This is a genomic window from Providencia sp. PROV174 (assembly GCF_028480685.1).
Classification (GTDB): domain Bacteria; phylum Pseudomonadota; class Gammaproteobacteria; order Enterobacterales; family Enterobacteriaceae; genus Providencia; species Providencia rettgeri.
Window position 1 is genome coordinate 96,926 of record NZ_JAMPOT010000011.1, and the last position, 15,249, is coordinate 112,174.

The 15,249-nt window shown below is 37.9% G+C and carries 14 protein-coding genes and 3 pseudogenes; 2 read left to right on the plus strand and 15 right to left on the minus strand.

Annotation, left to right across the window (positions count from 1 at the left end):
* Nucleotides 1-398: 398 nt before the first annotated feature.
* The 8 genes from PSE60_RS11380 to PSE60_RS11415 form a co-directional block, all read right to left on the minus strand.
* Nucleotides 399-1,604 (minus strand): hypothetical protein, encoded by a 1,206-nt coding sequence (locus PSE60_RS11380; protein WP_272665481.1) that lies wholly within the window; start codon nt 1,602-1,604, stop codon nt 399-401.
* On the minus strand, nt 1,588-2,091 hold the full coding sequence (locus tag PSE60_RS11385; protein ID WP_272665482.1) for a fimbrial protein: 504 nt from the start codon (nt 2,089-2,091) through the stop codon (nt 1,588-1,590). The genes PSE60_RS11380 and PSE60_RS11385 overlap by 17 nt, the downstream gene beginning before the upstream one ends.
* Before the next feature lie 310 nt (nt 2,092-2,401).
* Nucleotides 2,402-3,025, minus strand: coding sequence for a fimbrial protein (locus PSE60_RS11390; RefSeq protein ID WP_272665483.1), 624 nt, complete (start codon nt 3,023-3,025; stop codon nt 2,402-2,404).
* Between the two features lie 56 nt (nt 3,026-3,081).
* On the minus strand, nt 3,082-3,780 hold the full coding sequence (locus PSE60_RS11395) for a fimbria/pilus periplasmic chaperone (protein WP_272665484.1): 699 nt from the start codon (nt 3,778-3,780) through the stop codon (nt 3,082-3,084).
* Between the two features lie 144 nt (nt 3,781-3,924).
* Nucleotides 3,925-6,447, minus strand: a complete 2,523-nt coding sequence (locus tag PSE60_RS11400; RefSeq protein WP_272665485.1) for an outer membrane usher protein — start codon at nt 6,445-6,447, stop codon at nt 3,925-3,927.
* Between the two features lie 53 nt (nt 6,448-6,500).
* Nucleotides 6,501-7,031, minus strand: a complete 531-nt coding sequence (locus PSE60_RS11405) for a fimbrial protein (RefSeq protein ID WP_272665486.1) — start codon at nt 7,029-7,031, stop codon at nt 6,501-6,503.
* A 64-nt stretch (nt 7,032-7,095) separates the two neighbouring features.
* Nucleotides 7,096-7,617 carry a fimbrial protein gene (locus PSE60_RS11410; protein ID WP_272665487.1) on the minus strand — a complete coding sequence of 174 codons (522 nt, stop codon included), beginning with the start codon at nt 7,615-7,617 and terminating at the stop codon, nt 7,096-7,098.
* An 88-nt stretch (nt 7,618-7,705) separates the two neighbouring features.
* Nucleotides 7,706-8,044, minus strand: a complete 339-nt coding sequence (locus PSE60_RS11415) for a helix-turn-helix domain-containing protein (RefSeq protein ID WP_272665488.1) — start codon at nt 8,042-8,044, stop codon at nt 7,706-7,708.
* A gap of 1,360 nt (nt 8,045-9,404) precedes the next feature.
* Here PSE60_RS11415 and PSE60_RS11420 point away from each other — a divergent pair.
* Nucleotides 9,405-9,506, plus strand: a pseudogene (locus PSE60_RS11420) (transposase); the annotation flags it as partial.
* Here PSE60_RS11420 and PSE60_RS11425 read toward each other — a convergent pair.
* A pseudogene (locus tag PSE60_RS11425) lies at nt 9,507-9,790 on the minus strand (catalase); the annotation flags it as partial.
* A gap of 75 nt (nt 9,791-9,865) precedes the next feature.
* Here PSE60_RS11425 and PSE60_RS11430 point away from each other — a divergent pair.
* Entirely contained in the window at nt 9,866-10,072 is a 207-nt protein-coding gene (locus tag PSE60_RS11430; RefSeq protein ID WP_442959778.1) for a SymE family type I addiction module toxin, read from the plus strand.
* A 71-nt stretch (nt 10,073-10,143) separates the two neighbouring features.
* Here PSE60_RS11430 and PSE60_RS11435 read toward each other — a convergent pair whose 3' ends face one another.
* The 6 genes and pseudogenes from PSE60_RS11435 to PSE60_RS11460 form a co-directional block, all read right to left on the minus strand.
* Nucleotides 10,144-10,650 carry an SMI1/KNR4 family protein gene (locus tag PSE60_RS11435; protein WP_272665490.1) on the minus strand — a complete coding sequence of 169 codons (507 nt, stop codon included), beginning with the start codon at nt 10,648-10,650 and terminating at the stop codon, nt 10,144-10,146.
* Entirely contained in the window at nt 10,647-12,212 is a 1,566-nt protein-coding gene (locus PSE60_RS11440) for an RHS repeat domain-containing protein (RefSeq protein ID WP_272665491.1), read from the minus strand. The genes PSE60_RS11435 and PSE60_RS11440 overlap by 4 nt, the downstream gene beginning before the upstream one ends.
* A gap of 57 nt (nt 12,213-12,269) precedes the next feature.
* A pseudogene (locus tag PSE60_RS11445) lies at nt 12,270-12,409 on the minus strand (PAAR domain-containing protein); the annotation flags it as partial.
* A 99-nt stretch (nt 12,410-12,508) separates the two neighbouring features.
* Entirely contained in the window at nt 12,509-12,991 is a 483-nt protein-coding gene (locus tag PSE60_RS11450; RefSeq protein WP_272665492.1) for a hypothetical protein, read from the minus strand.
* 385 nt (nt 12,992-13,376) lie between these two features.
* Complete coding sequence (locus PSE60_RS11455; protein ID WP_272665493.1) at nt 13,377-14,561, minus strand: TPM domain-containing protein; 1,185 nt, start codon at nt 14,559-14,561, stop codon at nt 13,377-13,379.
* Nucleotides 14,558-15,154, minus strand: a complete 597-nt coding sequence (locus PSE60_RS11460) for a LemA family protein (RefSeq protein ID WP_272665494.1) — start codon at nt 15,152-15,154, stop codon at nt 14,558-14,560. Before PSE60_RS11460 ends, PSE60_RS11455 begins: the two co-directional genes overlap by 4 nt.
* Nucleotides 15,155-15,249: the final 95 nt, after the last annotated feature.

Here is a 15,249-nt window from a genome sequence, read left to right on the forward strand (position 1 = left end):
TTCCTTCAATGCCTTGGCTAAATTTTAGCTCTTCCTTCATAATAAAATTCAATTAGCATATTAATTTTTAATCATAAAATTTAGTCATGTGAAAAATAACAAATTCCTATAATTATCAACCTATGCAAAGGCGCTCTTTATGAATTAAAACCTAACCAATCCATATAAAAAAGTCACCGTCCCCTCCTAGAGCCTCGAAATATCAAAATTTAAACTAGTCTAATTAAAAGCGATTACGAGAAAAATTGCGCATACAACTATTTAAATAAATGAAGTGATGCGCACCCTTCGTAAAAATTAATTCTAATATTTCACTATTTGTAACCGTTCGAAAAAATACATCTAATGAATCGAATTTTTAACCTATCCTTTATTTGAAATTAATAATTAATATCTAACTACTGTTGCTCCGATAAAATGACTAAAGAACTCTCATAACTTCCCGGTTTTACCGTCTCAATAGCACTTTCTAAAACCCCATTAATATTCAAGGTTTTAATGTTTGTTCCTATATTAACTGTGGGTGATTCTTCATTATTTATATTTACTTTAACTTTAAAAGGCCCAAGTTTTATGTCATCCATGCTAATTATTGAAAATTTAACAGCCGTATCCTTTGAGCATGAAGCATCTAATTGATAGGTTGCTGTTTTACCTATGTAATCATCATTGCTAACCGTACCAAAATCTAGTCCATCATTATTACCACTTAGGTTGCAAGTTGCAGGTACAATAACCTCACCATCGCCATCATTCGAACCTCCTGTTCCTGTTTGACTAGTTCTTACACACCGACTATCAATAGTATTCGTTGGGCAAATAAAAATATTATATTGAGGTGCGAAATTATATTTTGAAGTTAAATTTAAAACATTCATATAACCATATTCTATTATAGACCAATTATTATATCTATCACCAGAAGTCCATTTAATCGGTGTTCCCCAAGCAATATAATATTCGGGAACATCAGCTGGGATAGTTAATTGATTAATCTCAGGGTCATCACCTTTAATCTCATTACAATTTTTATTAATTATTACACTTTGCTCTGGAGCATAATAAACGCCAACTGTGTTAGCCGCTTTATTGGATGAATGGCTATATACCGATGTACTATTTTCTGTATAATAACTTGCATAAAAAGAGGGGATAAAATAGCATTTCCCAGTTGAAGATACTGATGTTGTTAGAACACCAGAACCATTTAAGGCGAGAATTGCCGTGCTGTTGTTGTACCTAAATAAACTAAATTGTACTGTTGTACCAAATGCAGAATTACCTGTATACATAGAGCCTTTATCGATAATATTCGGAGTGCCACCACCTAACACTTTAGCAGAGAATGGTACAGTTTTTGCGCCCTGCAAGAACGTCGCATAATTTGACGAAGGCCAACTTTGAGTGGTACTAGCATAATCTATCCAGTAACCTGCGTATACTGATGAGGAAAAACCGTAAGCAAAAATAGTTATCAGAGCGAGCAATTTTACATGTCTAATGTAAGATCCAACAATCCGTATAACATAGAAAGAAAGATATTTGAGCATATTAAATAACTCCTTACCAATCAGTGAAATGAATTTTTTAATCATAATCAACAAATAATACTCCTGAAGCTGTAAAATCCCCATATATTACATTTACCCGTGTATCGATTACAGGCTTGACCATAAGTATTGGCTTATCAGAGTAATTAAAAGGGTAAGATTGATTTGGTGGTAATAATTTACCATTTGCCATCATCTTTAGTCCTAAACTATTATTAGATGTTACTATAAGATTATCAGAAAATTCAGCTGGATCAGATTTAAAGGTTAATCTCAATTTAGGATTATCTTTATTATCTGAACCACAATCCAGATTGTAGATTACCTCTCTCTCATAGCGTTCGCTGGTAATGTCTCTATCATTTATCTCTTTAAAATCAACAGTTATTGGAAAACCATTCCCTTTTTCACCATATACATCACAACCTTTCTCGATCACATTAACTTTCATTTTTATTGAAAATGACTCGCCAAAAGCTGATTGACCAAATAAAACGAAAATCATTAAAACTACATTAGTTAATATATAGTTAGCCTTCATAATAAATCCCATAATGAATCAGCATGCATTTAATCATGTAATAAATAGTCCCGATTTTTTCATTTATCATCGTCTATACAACCTTTTGCTAAATACGGAATTATTATTTATTATTTGAGTTTAGGCTTATTGATTTCTCTTCTGCCAGACTGGAGTGTTCTCAATATCGCATAATCGCTTCACAACATTGCTAATAGAAAAAACATCGAGTTAGTTCCATCGATGTCTAAAAGAAAGAAATACTTCGATTAACATGCTGAATTTAGTGATGGCTCATACCCTATGTATTTTTGCTTAAAAATAATTTATTTCACTCATAAATCATTTCGAATGTAATAAGTGCCGAATATGCACCTGGCACAAACGAGCCCATTCTCACAGGCGTCACGTAATACGTTAATTGACTTTGCCCAGACGGTAGCAACTGTGGCTCACTTTCTTGCCCTATGGGTAATAGCGCACCACCAGGTGTGCTAACGGTCAATCCCAATCCTTGCACCCCTGACACTTGAATAAAGTTTGAATTATGCGGCACTGTTGGTGCAACAAAACGAATTTTCACCGCTGGCTGAGTTGAGCTCCATGCCATCATTCCAGTTCGAACATTTTCAAGTCGGGTTGCTGTTTCTAAACAATCTTCCAATTTAATCTCAAAAGGAATAGCCATCCCCTTACCATTATGCAGCAGAGTACCTGTATCTACGTTTCCCATGTCCACAGTCTGGTAGCTAGAAGTCATCGCCAAACGACATGGGCTCTCTGTCAGCGACCCTTTGACATATAGCACGCCATGTTGACCATCTACATTCCAGTTATCAATAGATCTATAAATATTACCATTATTATTTGCCATACTCGGCACACTGCTGGTACTACTTAACACTAAAGCCAGTAAGCCGTAACGAAGCCTGAGCTTTCTTTGTTGGTTAGCCATCAGACACTCCTTGCTGTCTATTCTGCTAAGCACCGTCAATAGGCGCTAAACAATCATTATTCACTTTTATTGCTCGCCACAACATCACACGTCGTTGACTGACAACGGAACGTCAATGTTGGCCGACCGCCGAAATCATTGATGTAGGTTAGTACAGGGCTGCTGCCCAACAAACTGGCACTAACTCCCAAGTTATCTTGGCTAAACGGAGAAACCATTACTGGTGTAAACTCTTTACCACCGGTTGATTTCGTATTAGCCGCCGCGTTAATAACCGTCACATAATATGGTGTCGGATTTTTCAAAATATACAGATCGCCTTGTTTCTCCAAGGTTAGCTTTTCTTGCCAAGGTGTAACATTTTTTTCTGGAATTATTGCTTTCGGGCGGTAAAACAATTTAATCCGTGTTTGTAAAGCTATTTGCAGTGTGTTTGGCTTATCGCTTTTTGGTGGTATTTCTCGTAAATTAAAATAAAACAAGGATTCACGATCTTGCGGCAACGTGCTAATGGCAGGTAGCGCCTCTATTTTTACTTGGCTCGCTTTTCCAGGCTCTAAACGCTGTACAGGCGGCAATACCACTAAAGGAGACTGAATTTTTTCCCCTGCCGTATTTTCAATCCAACCTTGCGCTAAATATGGCAACTGTTTATTGTTGTTCGAAATATTCAACGAAATTGATTTTTGGCTTCCGTCGAAAATGACACGGGTACGATCCAGAGATACTGCACCATTAGCAGTGTTAATCAACATAGTGAAGCCAATAAGACTTGATATAACACACGAAGAAATTTTTAATTGCATAATCTTTTACCTTTATCAAGTAAGGGAAAGCTACCATTCCCCCTAAGTATATCTGAGATTGGCCATATCGCATTTGCTGGGGCCGTTTTTATGTCAATGGCTTACCGTTTTTTGCACCGTTGGGGTACATGGCAGTAATAAGGTATTTTGTAACGAGCCCAGCTCTTGCGGGAAGCGCACTTCGCACGATTTATCTTCTCCCCACGTCACACTCATCATATCTGCAGGATTAATACCACTGATATAGGCATTACCAGCATCTCCAACAATACCCGTATTTTGGCCTTTATTATTTTGTACTTGCGCCCCAAACGGTGGATGACTACCGTCAGGTAAACGCAACACTGTCATTGCTTTTTGGCCCGAAACAACCGAAAAATGACGGTAACCCACAGCACCTTCCGTCAAGGTCGCTTGTACAATGGATTGCTGTGCATCGACGTTATCTGGCAATGCATTTAAATCAATCTGAGCCTTACTGCGGTAATAGCTACTCACGTCACCAACCACAGCCTTACCAAATATATTTGAAGTAATTGGAGCTCCAATCCCTTTAATCGGCACGCCAGCAACTCCATCAGTGTCAACCAACAACCGTGTCCCCCCCTGCGTATTGATGCGATGTAAATCGCCACCTTCCGCAGTAAAAGTCATGCCTCCACTGGCAGAAACACCAAATGCGCTATATTGGTTATGCATATAACTGGCATTTGCAGACAAACGAGCCACATCTGCCTGATGGGTAATAAACGCACTTCCACTTCCACCTTTTTTACTGCTACCAGCACTGAATTGATAGGTCGTCCGGTCATCAATCCGGTCGTAATAGGTAGCTCGGTTAGTTGTGTCATAACGACTGTTACTCAGTGAGTACCCAACATTTGCTCCGTTATTAAGAGGAAATGACGCTGATAAAAACATACTGTCATCCTTAACACCGTTATACTCACTGCGATTAGCTGACAGGTTAATGCTGACATTCTTAAATGTACCAATGTCCATATACTTCGATAACATGATGCTATAATAATCGTTATCTGCTTGATCCCAATAAGTTTGATGGTTGTAATTCAAGTACAATGACATCCCAAGATCAGCAAAATTTTTATTAAGTGACACGGTATACATCTCTTTGCTGCCACCGTAATGTTCACCTGAATTTAACGCTGCAAGGAAATCCGACATGGACATAAAATCTCGTTCTGAGAAACGATAACCTGCAAACTGAATAGTACTATCAATAGCTTCAAAACGTTTCGAATAGTTAATACGGTAAGAACCACCACTGATGCGACTTTCACCCGGTAAACGTGCGAATGATTGTGTCATATCAAATGATAGAGCACCGAACGCAAGCAGGTCACGCCCTACCCCCAATGACAAAGCATTATAGTTTTGACTGTTAAGGCTTCCCCCAAACAAAGACCAACCGTTATTCACCCCCCACGAAAACTCACCAGTGACAAAGCTGTCCCCTTCACTGTGACGTTGGTAATTCGTCGGTTGTCCTAAAGCCAATTTGTATTGAATTTGGCCAGGGCGTGTCAGGTACGGTAAGTTTGCCGTATCCACCTGAAACTCTTGTGTTGAACCATCTTGCTCCTTGACTGTCACATCCAATTTACCGCTTACTGCATCACTCAAATCCTGAATACGAAACGGTCCTGGTGCGACTTGCGTTTCATACAAGACTCGACCCTGTTGGCTCACTGTTACTGTAGCGTTAGTTTTTGCAATTCCAGTTACTTCTGGAGCATAACCGCGTAAATTTGGGGGTAACATGTTCAAGTCTGAACGTACACTTGCCCCAATAAAACGAAATGAATCAAAGACATTAGACACAAGGTAATCTTCACCCAGTACCAATTTTGCTGCTAAGTTGGGTAGCGCACGGTAGGCATAAAAACGGTTCCAATCAAAATCTTTATTGGAGGTACCGTCAGAGCCTGCCATATGGTTTAATCTTCCTTGCCAATCAGCACGAAAGCGCCATGCACCTAAATTGACACCGGCCACCCCATTACCGTTTAAGGTATAGCTGTCACGGCCACCGTTGTACGAATTATTCGCGTTACCATTTAAGTTGTAATCAAGCATCAGCGCTGTAATACCTTCATCCCAGCGCGATGGCGGATCCCAATTCGGCGCCGTATACACCAAATAAGCCTGCGGAATACTGACGTATAAAGAAGATGTTGCTAAATCGCCACGCACTTGCATACCTGGTACACTGTCTATGAATAAACACTGCCCATCATGCCAAAATGAGGTCTCTTTTTGAACTTTAGGCAACAACCCCAGTTGGCTAACCACGTCTGTCGAAAGACACGGAACACTCCCATTAGGATCATCCTCTGGTACATAAAACGGCACAGATATTTCTGGCAACTGTTCATCATTCACTTTAAGTTTGAAGGAATATACACCAGGCATAATATAATCGGCGCGAGAAAATTGGTTCAGGTCAATGTTAGTTTTGTCTTCTAAATCGAGCACATCGGTATTAAACTCAAATGTCTGCGCGGCAATTGCCGGAATAGAGAGTCCATACAACGATAAAGCAACCGCAAGACTTAAGCCCTTTGGGCGAAAAAATGTAGATCTTATTAAAGACATAAATAACATCCCTAAAATCAAACTCTGGAAAAATACGAATAGACGCGATATTTTTAGTAGTATTGGATCTTAAAACGCAGAGTAGTTTGGTACTCTCCAGGGCGTAACGGATTGTTATCTGAGACGACTCTTAACCTATAATGCAATACAGAATTACCTGCTATAATCGCTTGTTTAGGAGTAGATTGACCTGGATAAATCGGTGTCCCTTGTACGTCTTGTAATGATAATGCGATACCACGAGCCTCCCCCGAGAGCGAGAAAAAATCCCCGTTAGCAGCACCATCAAAAGTGACTGAAAATGATTGCCATATATCTCCCGCATATGGAGTCAGTGTGCAGCCAATAAGTGCAATAGAAAAAGGACGCACGGGTCCCTGCCCTTCTTGGCGTATACTCCCAGCAGGTAAGATCCCCATGTCCACGGTTTGCTCATACGAACCTGTATCTATCGCGCAGGCAGAATTGACAATGCTGCCATTCATGTTGACACGCCCCCAAATAGATGAAGACTCGGCCTGCACGTAAGGCAAAAATACAAGTTGACTAAGAAGTAACACTGTACTAATTGAGATGGCGTTCATTATCTATTCCCTGTTCACTAAAAATTGCCCCTCAACAATAAGTCTCGGGGCAAGACACTTTCGCTTACTGGTAAGCTAAGGTGAAATTAGTGACAGCAGAGAAATTACCTGGAACAACAGTTGTACCTTTAAATCCTTGCAGTGCAGCAGAGAATTTCAGTTCATTATCGCCTTTTACGAATGCTTGCTGATAAACACTGTTTACCTTGACTTGCGCACCAGAAGCACTCATGATTTTGACCGCTGCACCGGACGCATCGCCAGTGATTTGCAGCATGCCCGTATTCGTTTCGCCGTTAACAACTTCTGTACCATTAAAAGTAACTTTAACAACGTTATCCCCTTCCAAATTACAACCTTCTAATTTGATAGAGAAAGGCTGAGGGCTTGATGCTTCTCCTGCAATCAAAGTTACATCAGACACTTGACCTAATTCTACTTCTTGGTTCTCTTCACCTGGTGCGATAGAACATGGTGCAGAAATAATAGAACCAGTGAAAGTTACTTCACCACTGCCTGAATTTGCAGCTAAAGCTGAAGCGCTCATTACACCAGAAATTAAAGTTGCTAAAATGACTTTTTTCATATTATCCTCAGATATTGACTTATATAGAATCATACTTTTAGTATGATATTTTCAAATATAGATACTATTAATTTAATAAAGTATCAGATTAATAAAAATGAACAGACTCAGGAACAGATATAATTGCTTTTAAAACTCGATAATCAATAGAGTGATTCTTTTTAACTTCAGACATAATATTAGAAATTAAATTATCCATAGGAACGTTTAGCGCAATTGAAATATTAAGCAACATATCAAGAGACATTTTATTAACACCTCTTTCATAACGAGAAACTTGCTGTTGAGAAATATTTAGTCGCTTAGCTAACTCTAGCCCACTTATTCCGAGTTCTTTTCTTTTCTTTTTAAGAACGGAACCACAATAAGATGAAAAGAAATTATCTGGAACATTAAACCAGTTAAAGTTTCCGTTAGTTTTATTCATAAAAAATAGGTCCACAATCAAACTACTAAAATTAAGAATTATAAAAAAAACCAACAACACTGTTTAATACAAAAAGTATTAATATCTAATCACCAATAAACATTTATTGTTGTTCGGTTGTTAATAGTTAATTTGGTTTTTAATTTAACTATTCCCTACTCAAATTCTGGATACAATTATAAGGAGTGTTTTTTTCGAAATCAAATTTTGAAAACAGTAATTTTTTAGAAAATTGATATATTTACACATTTTACAATTAACAAATTTACAATAAAAACAATGTAATAAATTTTATTATTAGAAGAGTACAATACCAAAAACAAACTAACTCGAAATAAGAGTAGAATAATTAACTACATTTTCAATAATAAAGATATTTAAATTTAACATTCACACTTTTTCATAAATCATCATACTTTGTATTTATTTTCATAAAAAAAAGCAATTAATACTCGCAAATGGAGTTATTAAAAAGCAAAAAATAACGCAAATAAAACACATAACCAATTGATTTAAAAAATAAAAACACAACACTCGCAATAAGTGTAAAGATGGCATAAAAACAAAGGTTAAATAACCTAAATTGTTTAAACTCGGCATGAAAAAGTTAGCAAACTGTGAGAGTTCCTTTGTTATAAATCCATTTTGAGGCAAAAATAATTATCGTACCCGTTAGAAGCTAATTTGAATTGTCAAACCCAGATTCTTTTTGAAAGTAAATTAAGGACCTAATCTGACAGCCCAAGCACTGGATATGGATTGGATAAAACGGTGATCCCCAACTAACAATGTCCACTCGCCATCGTTCAAAGTAGTCATTATAAAAGTTGTTAGCTCTAGTCCAATTGGTGTGGAGTTAAACAAAAATAGCGTATTAACCAACGAGAAAGTTGTTGGGACAACAGAGCAATGCAGCTGCTCTACAGAAGGGTGAAGTGGCACACTGAATTTGGTTACATAAACTCCAAATTTTTTGAATAATTGTTTCTTACTTCATTTTTCGTCAACTCGGGTTCAAATATGCTCTAATGTTGGTAATCTTACGCCAAAAACACTATAAAAAGATACCCATTATCCATAGAGTGCCCGATTATATTATTCAAGTTTATTAGTTGATTAATGAAAAATACCATTATCTAACATATAGCGTCTAATATCGTTGTATTAAGCCACTGGTATGGCAACACATACTCATCTATCGTCCTCTCCTGCCCCCATCTGTTTGCCAATGATCCATTCTTCCAGCTGTTCTTCAGTTTTCATCTTCAGGGTATTCAGTGAAGCGTCTAATGGAAAACCCAGTATCAAATCATATCAACATAGTTACTTCAGTTTAGGATGTAACTCAAGGTTATTGAACTGGTTATCCGTGATGACCGAGCTCAAAAAACGAGGAGTACAAGATATTTTGATCACATACGTAGATGGCTTAAAAGGCCTCCCTGAGGTCATTGCATCAGTTTAACCGGGAGAAAAATGCCCATTTATGTTCCATTGTTCGTAAGTTGGAGCGAGGATCGCGTTTTACGACGTGGTTTAAATCAGGGAATTTTAATGGGTCACGGAAGTAGAACACAGGGGCATTGTTACCTACCATGTCCCTGTTACCCTCATCAGTGCAAAACCTCGAATATCACGCTCTGCATCAGCAGCACCACGCTCGCCAGCAACTGTTGAAAAGCGGGCAGACATCTCTGTTTTCTTGCCCAACTTCATTGTAGTGGTGAGTCCTAAGTCAGATAGCATAAATAAAGCCCCGAAAACAGAGCATACATCGTGGTGTATGCTCTGAATGGAAGTTAAACCGCACCACCGCCGGCGATTCATTTAAAAGGGCACTGGTTAAAAGACGCAGGATTTGAGACAGGCTTCACGTTCACAGTGAAAATCTTAAACGGCTGTTTGGTATTGCTCCCCAACAGCGAGGACACCCGAGCGATAAAACAACAAAACCAACAACAGCAAGCTCAACTGAGTGAGATAAAAAACTCAATGCGCGGAGTGATGGCGGAGTATGTTAGCGACTAAAAGATAAACTAGGCGGCTCTTAAAAATAAGCCAGAAGTATATTTCTGGCTTATTAGATCAACGTTAAGTAATTATCTTCTTTGTGATTGTATATTCGTACAAAAATCACGAAAAGATGGTGCTATATCAATGATGTTATTTAAACAATCAATATCTGTAGACTTAGTATATTTGATTTTTCCCGTTTCAAGATTAATCCAATAATCACTATCCCCTGCATCTCCAGCAAAAGGAATATGTAATTGAGAAAAATCAAGAAAATCCTTAGAGACATTACATCTATATTTCAATACATCGGACACTGAAAGCAAATAAGGAGAATCGACATCATTTATTGGTATAAAATTAAATGATTCAATTTCCATCAGGTTGTAATCATTATCTTCTATTTTATAAAAATTATCACGATAGATAAAAGCACCGCCATAAAAATAACCACCGTTGAAGTGCTCATAAAATTCAATAAAGAAATTTTTTCCACTAAAGTCTTGAGGAATAAATGTATTTATTTCCTCTGATGTTAACCCGTGTAGTGATTTTTCAAATTTTAAATGAGGATCTGTAAAAAATTTACTCAACGTTTTATCCCTCCAGGTTTGCAATTCAATATGGCACTATTTCGTTTAGTTGCTTCATCGATAGCATCTTGAGTTCCATATTTATGTCCAGTTTTTTCCTCAAATTGATGAGCACCTCCAACATGAGGGTGGCTATGATATTCAGGATTTACCAATTGCATTGTCATCTCATTCGTTGCTGGATTATAGCTTACATGGTGACTAATCCATTTACGTGAAGGATACTCATCTATACCAGCCGCTTTATATAATGCTAACTTATCATCCGCATAGCTACCTGTAGCTTTTATTGTAAATAGCCCTTCAGGATTTTGAGCTGAAACGGTTTTAGGGTGTAGTACATCACCACCGTCAGGTAGGAAAATAATAGGCTCTTTCGCCAACCCAAATGGATCAACCCAACCTGTCGGACAATGCACATACCCATAAGGATTAAACCCACCCAGCAGCCCTATTGGGTCGGGGGAGATATATTGCCCATTGTCCCTATCATAATAGCGGAATCGGTTATAATACAACCCTGTTTCTCGGTCTTCATATTGACCCGCAAAACGGAAGTGGCACTCCGTATAATTGGGATCATTGTCTGCAAGGCCATCGCGGGATTGCCAAAACTGCATCTGTCCCCAAGTATTGAGCCGCCCTACCCAGCTAGCCTTACCCGCTTCTGTGAAAATCTCTCGGGGTGTCCCTTGGTGGTCAGTCACCACATAATGCAGTTTACCATTTTGATAACGGGCCGTGGGTGTGATTGCACCTGGTTCGTACAACCATTGAATTTGTGAGTCATAAGCTGGTGTTCCATCTGCATAAATTGGCGTTTCCTCCACCATTTTGTCACCAGACCATAAATAGTGCCACGCCGTCACTTTAGGCTTAAGTTGGGGAAACAGTGGATTGACATGAGCCGCTTGGCTATCCACCGTTTGTGTTTTGCTGAGGCGCCGACCAAATGCATCGTAGGTATAGCGCCAACAGTCCCCCTTCGGGGTAAAACAAGCCGTCAGCTGGTTTTGCGTGTTCCACAGATAACGCCATTCCTTCGGGCGATAGCCATGTTCATAAACAACCTTTTTCTCTAGCCGCCCATTCACATCGTAGTGGTAACGCTGATACCCCCTTGCCGTATCCCGCCTTGTCACACGTCCTGCACGTTGTTGCTGGAACAACTGCAACATTGCCCCTTGCGCATCAGACGGTAACGTCATGTGCTCAGTGAGATTCAGGTTTGCATCGTATTGAAACTTTTCATCACGATTGCCAATTTGGTTACTGTATTGGGTTTCGGTAATTTGGTCGTTCGCGTTATACCGATAAGTGGTTTGCTTCCAACGGTCATCTTCAATACGCACCACATTGTGTGCACGGTCGTATTGATAAGAACGATGCACATCAGTACAAAATGGCGGCTGCTGCGGATTCTGTTGCAGTGATTGCAAGAAGTTTTCACTGCCACGCCCCGCCCGTTGATGGGCGAGTAACCCGGTGGAGGTGTAATGGCTAGATTTAATCGATGGACAAGGCCCACTCTCAGAAAAACCAGCCCACCGACCGTAATTCACCTTAAAGGGCAGTGGCTAAAAGACGCAGTTTTTGAGACAGGTTTCACGTTCTCCGTGAGAAGGGTAATAAACAGAGTCACCACACAAGCCACACCTTGAGTTTGCTTAGCAAGAGAAGAAGCCGTCAGAACTGTGCCACCCGTTTTAGTTGTATCATTTTTTAATATAATTTTTTTGCCATTCACAAGACTACGCATTGCATTTTTTCTCCTGCTCAAGCTTTGCTAAAAGCTGTCCAAGCTGATACTTAAAATCACCTGTTTTACATAAAAAATTATGGCGCTTTTCTGAAAAAGTTAACAAATACTAAAAATGTCAAAAAAGTTACCTATAAACCAAATGACAAGTAAAACAGCAACAATGCTGGCTATACCTGTGGCTGCATACAATAGAAGAGAAATAACAAGGACGCTCCCATTTAGTGCTAAAGCTATTCTGGCTGAGTTTTTGTTTTCATGGCGAATAAATGAAATAGCAGCAAAAATAATACCAAATACACCGAGCGTTATACTGACTTGTTTGGATAATTCAATTTTATCTAATAAAAGTTGCCGCTGTTCATTGGCAGGATCTCCGGTAGGGGATTGATACACTTTTCCTTTAATTGCATCCATTGTCGCTTTTTTTATACTACTTATCTTTTCATGAACAATTTGCTCTAACTTAGGTTTGGATTGAACATACTCATGCTCAAGGCTTTGGTTAGCAAGTATTACAAAAATGCTAAAAGCTCCGATGATGATAGCAATTAAACTGAATCGATTATGAACCATAGACATAGTTATTAATATTTCCTAGTAAAGTAATCCCAATATAGCATTTAAAAAATAATTATTTATTGCTAGTTTATAGCAGTCAACTTTATGAGTGGTGCTTCAAAGAGAAAAAATATTTTTCTAAGTACTTAACAAATTGTTTAGCAAGGCTAAGTATTTAATGGGATATTGCTCCTTATATCATTTAATAATAACAATATATTACAGCTGTCACTCCTAAAAAATGTATTTTTTATTTTAAAATACATAAACTTATTTCTCGTAAAACGAGTAATTTCTGTCGCTAATAAAATGAAAAGTTAGCTTCCCAAAAAGCAATTAGCTTTTATATAAGCACTCGCTTTATCTTAAAATTCTAGCTAAAACTTATTATAACCTTTTATCCCCTTTACCAATGCCCAGAAGCACCGCCACCACCGCTAGAACCACCTCCACCACCACTTGATGAACTTGATGAACTTGATGAACTTGATGAACTTGATGAACTTGATGAACTTGATGAACTGAAATCGTGACTGGAAGTAAAATTAGAAGCGTGTTTATGGGATGTATTTACTGAATATGCAGGTTGATAAAAAGGTGAACCAAATCGACTGAACTCACAAATCGCTTTCCATTCTTTTCTCTGCTGTCGATAAATCGGAAATAAGATATTGATGCCAATAAACAATACGGTTAATGAAATAAGGTTAAAGAATAATGATAACACCACCATCAGTAATAAGATAAAAGGGTTAACAATACCACTAAGAATTATTTGTGTATAAAAAATGACAACGACTGAACAAAACACTACAGGGAAATACAGCGAAAATGATGTTGGAAAATAGAATGAGTAATTCAGATAATTTTTTAACCGTTTTAGCTGATTTGCACCTATCTTATATCCTCGCTTTTCTGAATTTTTCTTTTTTTTACCTGACTGCGCTATCACTTGATTAATTTTTCTTTTTAATTTTTTCGTTGAAAATACAAGCTGAAAACAATAAATTAGCCCTAATATTATCACATAAATTAAAATAAAATGTGTTTGTAATATTTTAAAAGGAATAAGATCTGTCAAAGAATTCGTTGAGCTTATTGGTCTATCATTAGCTGCATGAATGGCATTTATAATCCCTTGCTCAATACCCGTATAATAGTTTTCTGCTCTAAAATACGGCAACATATTTTTTCGAATAATTCTCCCAGCAAGAACATCGGTAAATGTCCCCTCATAGCCGTACCCGACTTCAAAGCGAACACTGCGGTCATTTATTGCCACAACAAGCAGTAATCCATTATCAAGCCCCTTTTTACCTATCCCCCATTGATTAAAAACACGATTTGCGAAAGTTTCGATATTTTCACTCCCAGTAGTCGGAACGATATAAACAACAAATTGTGAACCATCATTCCGATTATTTTCAAAGTTAATCAATAAATTATTTAGCGTTTTGAATTGCTGCGCCGTTAATAAATTTGCACGATCAATGACCCTATCTATTTTTAATGGGGGTGTATTATTCACTGATGCGCTCGCAATAGCACTAAATAAAAGCAAGGAAAATAAAAATAAAATATTACGTATCATGAGTTAAAATCCACCATTGGTGTTCTTTTGATTTCATGCCCATTCTCAACGTTAAAATTAATTTTTTTATCATACCCCATAGATTCCACAATTAAGTTATAGGGGAATTGCCTAATTTGAGTATTATAATGGCGTACCGCCTCTATATACCGCCCTCTCGCAACTGAAATACGATTTTCAGCTCCCTCCAACTGTACCATCAGGTCTTGATAGAGTGAATTTGCTTTCAATTCAGGGTAATTTTCTGAAATGACTAACAGACGTGATAGAGATTGCCCTAAATTATCTTGAGCTTTTTGATAGCTCGCAGAAATTTCAGGATCATCAAACACGCGACCATCCACATTAATTTTCCCGACAGACGCTCTCGCCTTTACAATTTCTTGTAACACATTGCTTTCATGACTTGAATATCCCTTAACTGTACTGACCAGATTAGGGATCAAATCAAATCGACGCTGATATTGGTTTAATAATTCTGACGCTGCCGCAGAGACTAACTCATCATTTTTTTGGATTGTATTGTAAGAATTAACTAACAGAGTAAAAATTACAACCATCACTAATACCAAACCTATCGCTAACTTGCGCATTAAATATCCTTATATTAACCACTTAATGTTAATATTGACTATCTGGTGTAACACTAATTTCTTTACTATCATCAATCCTAGCGAACTCAATTATT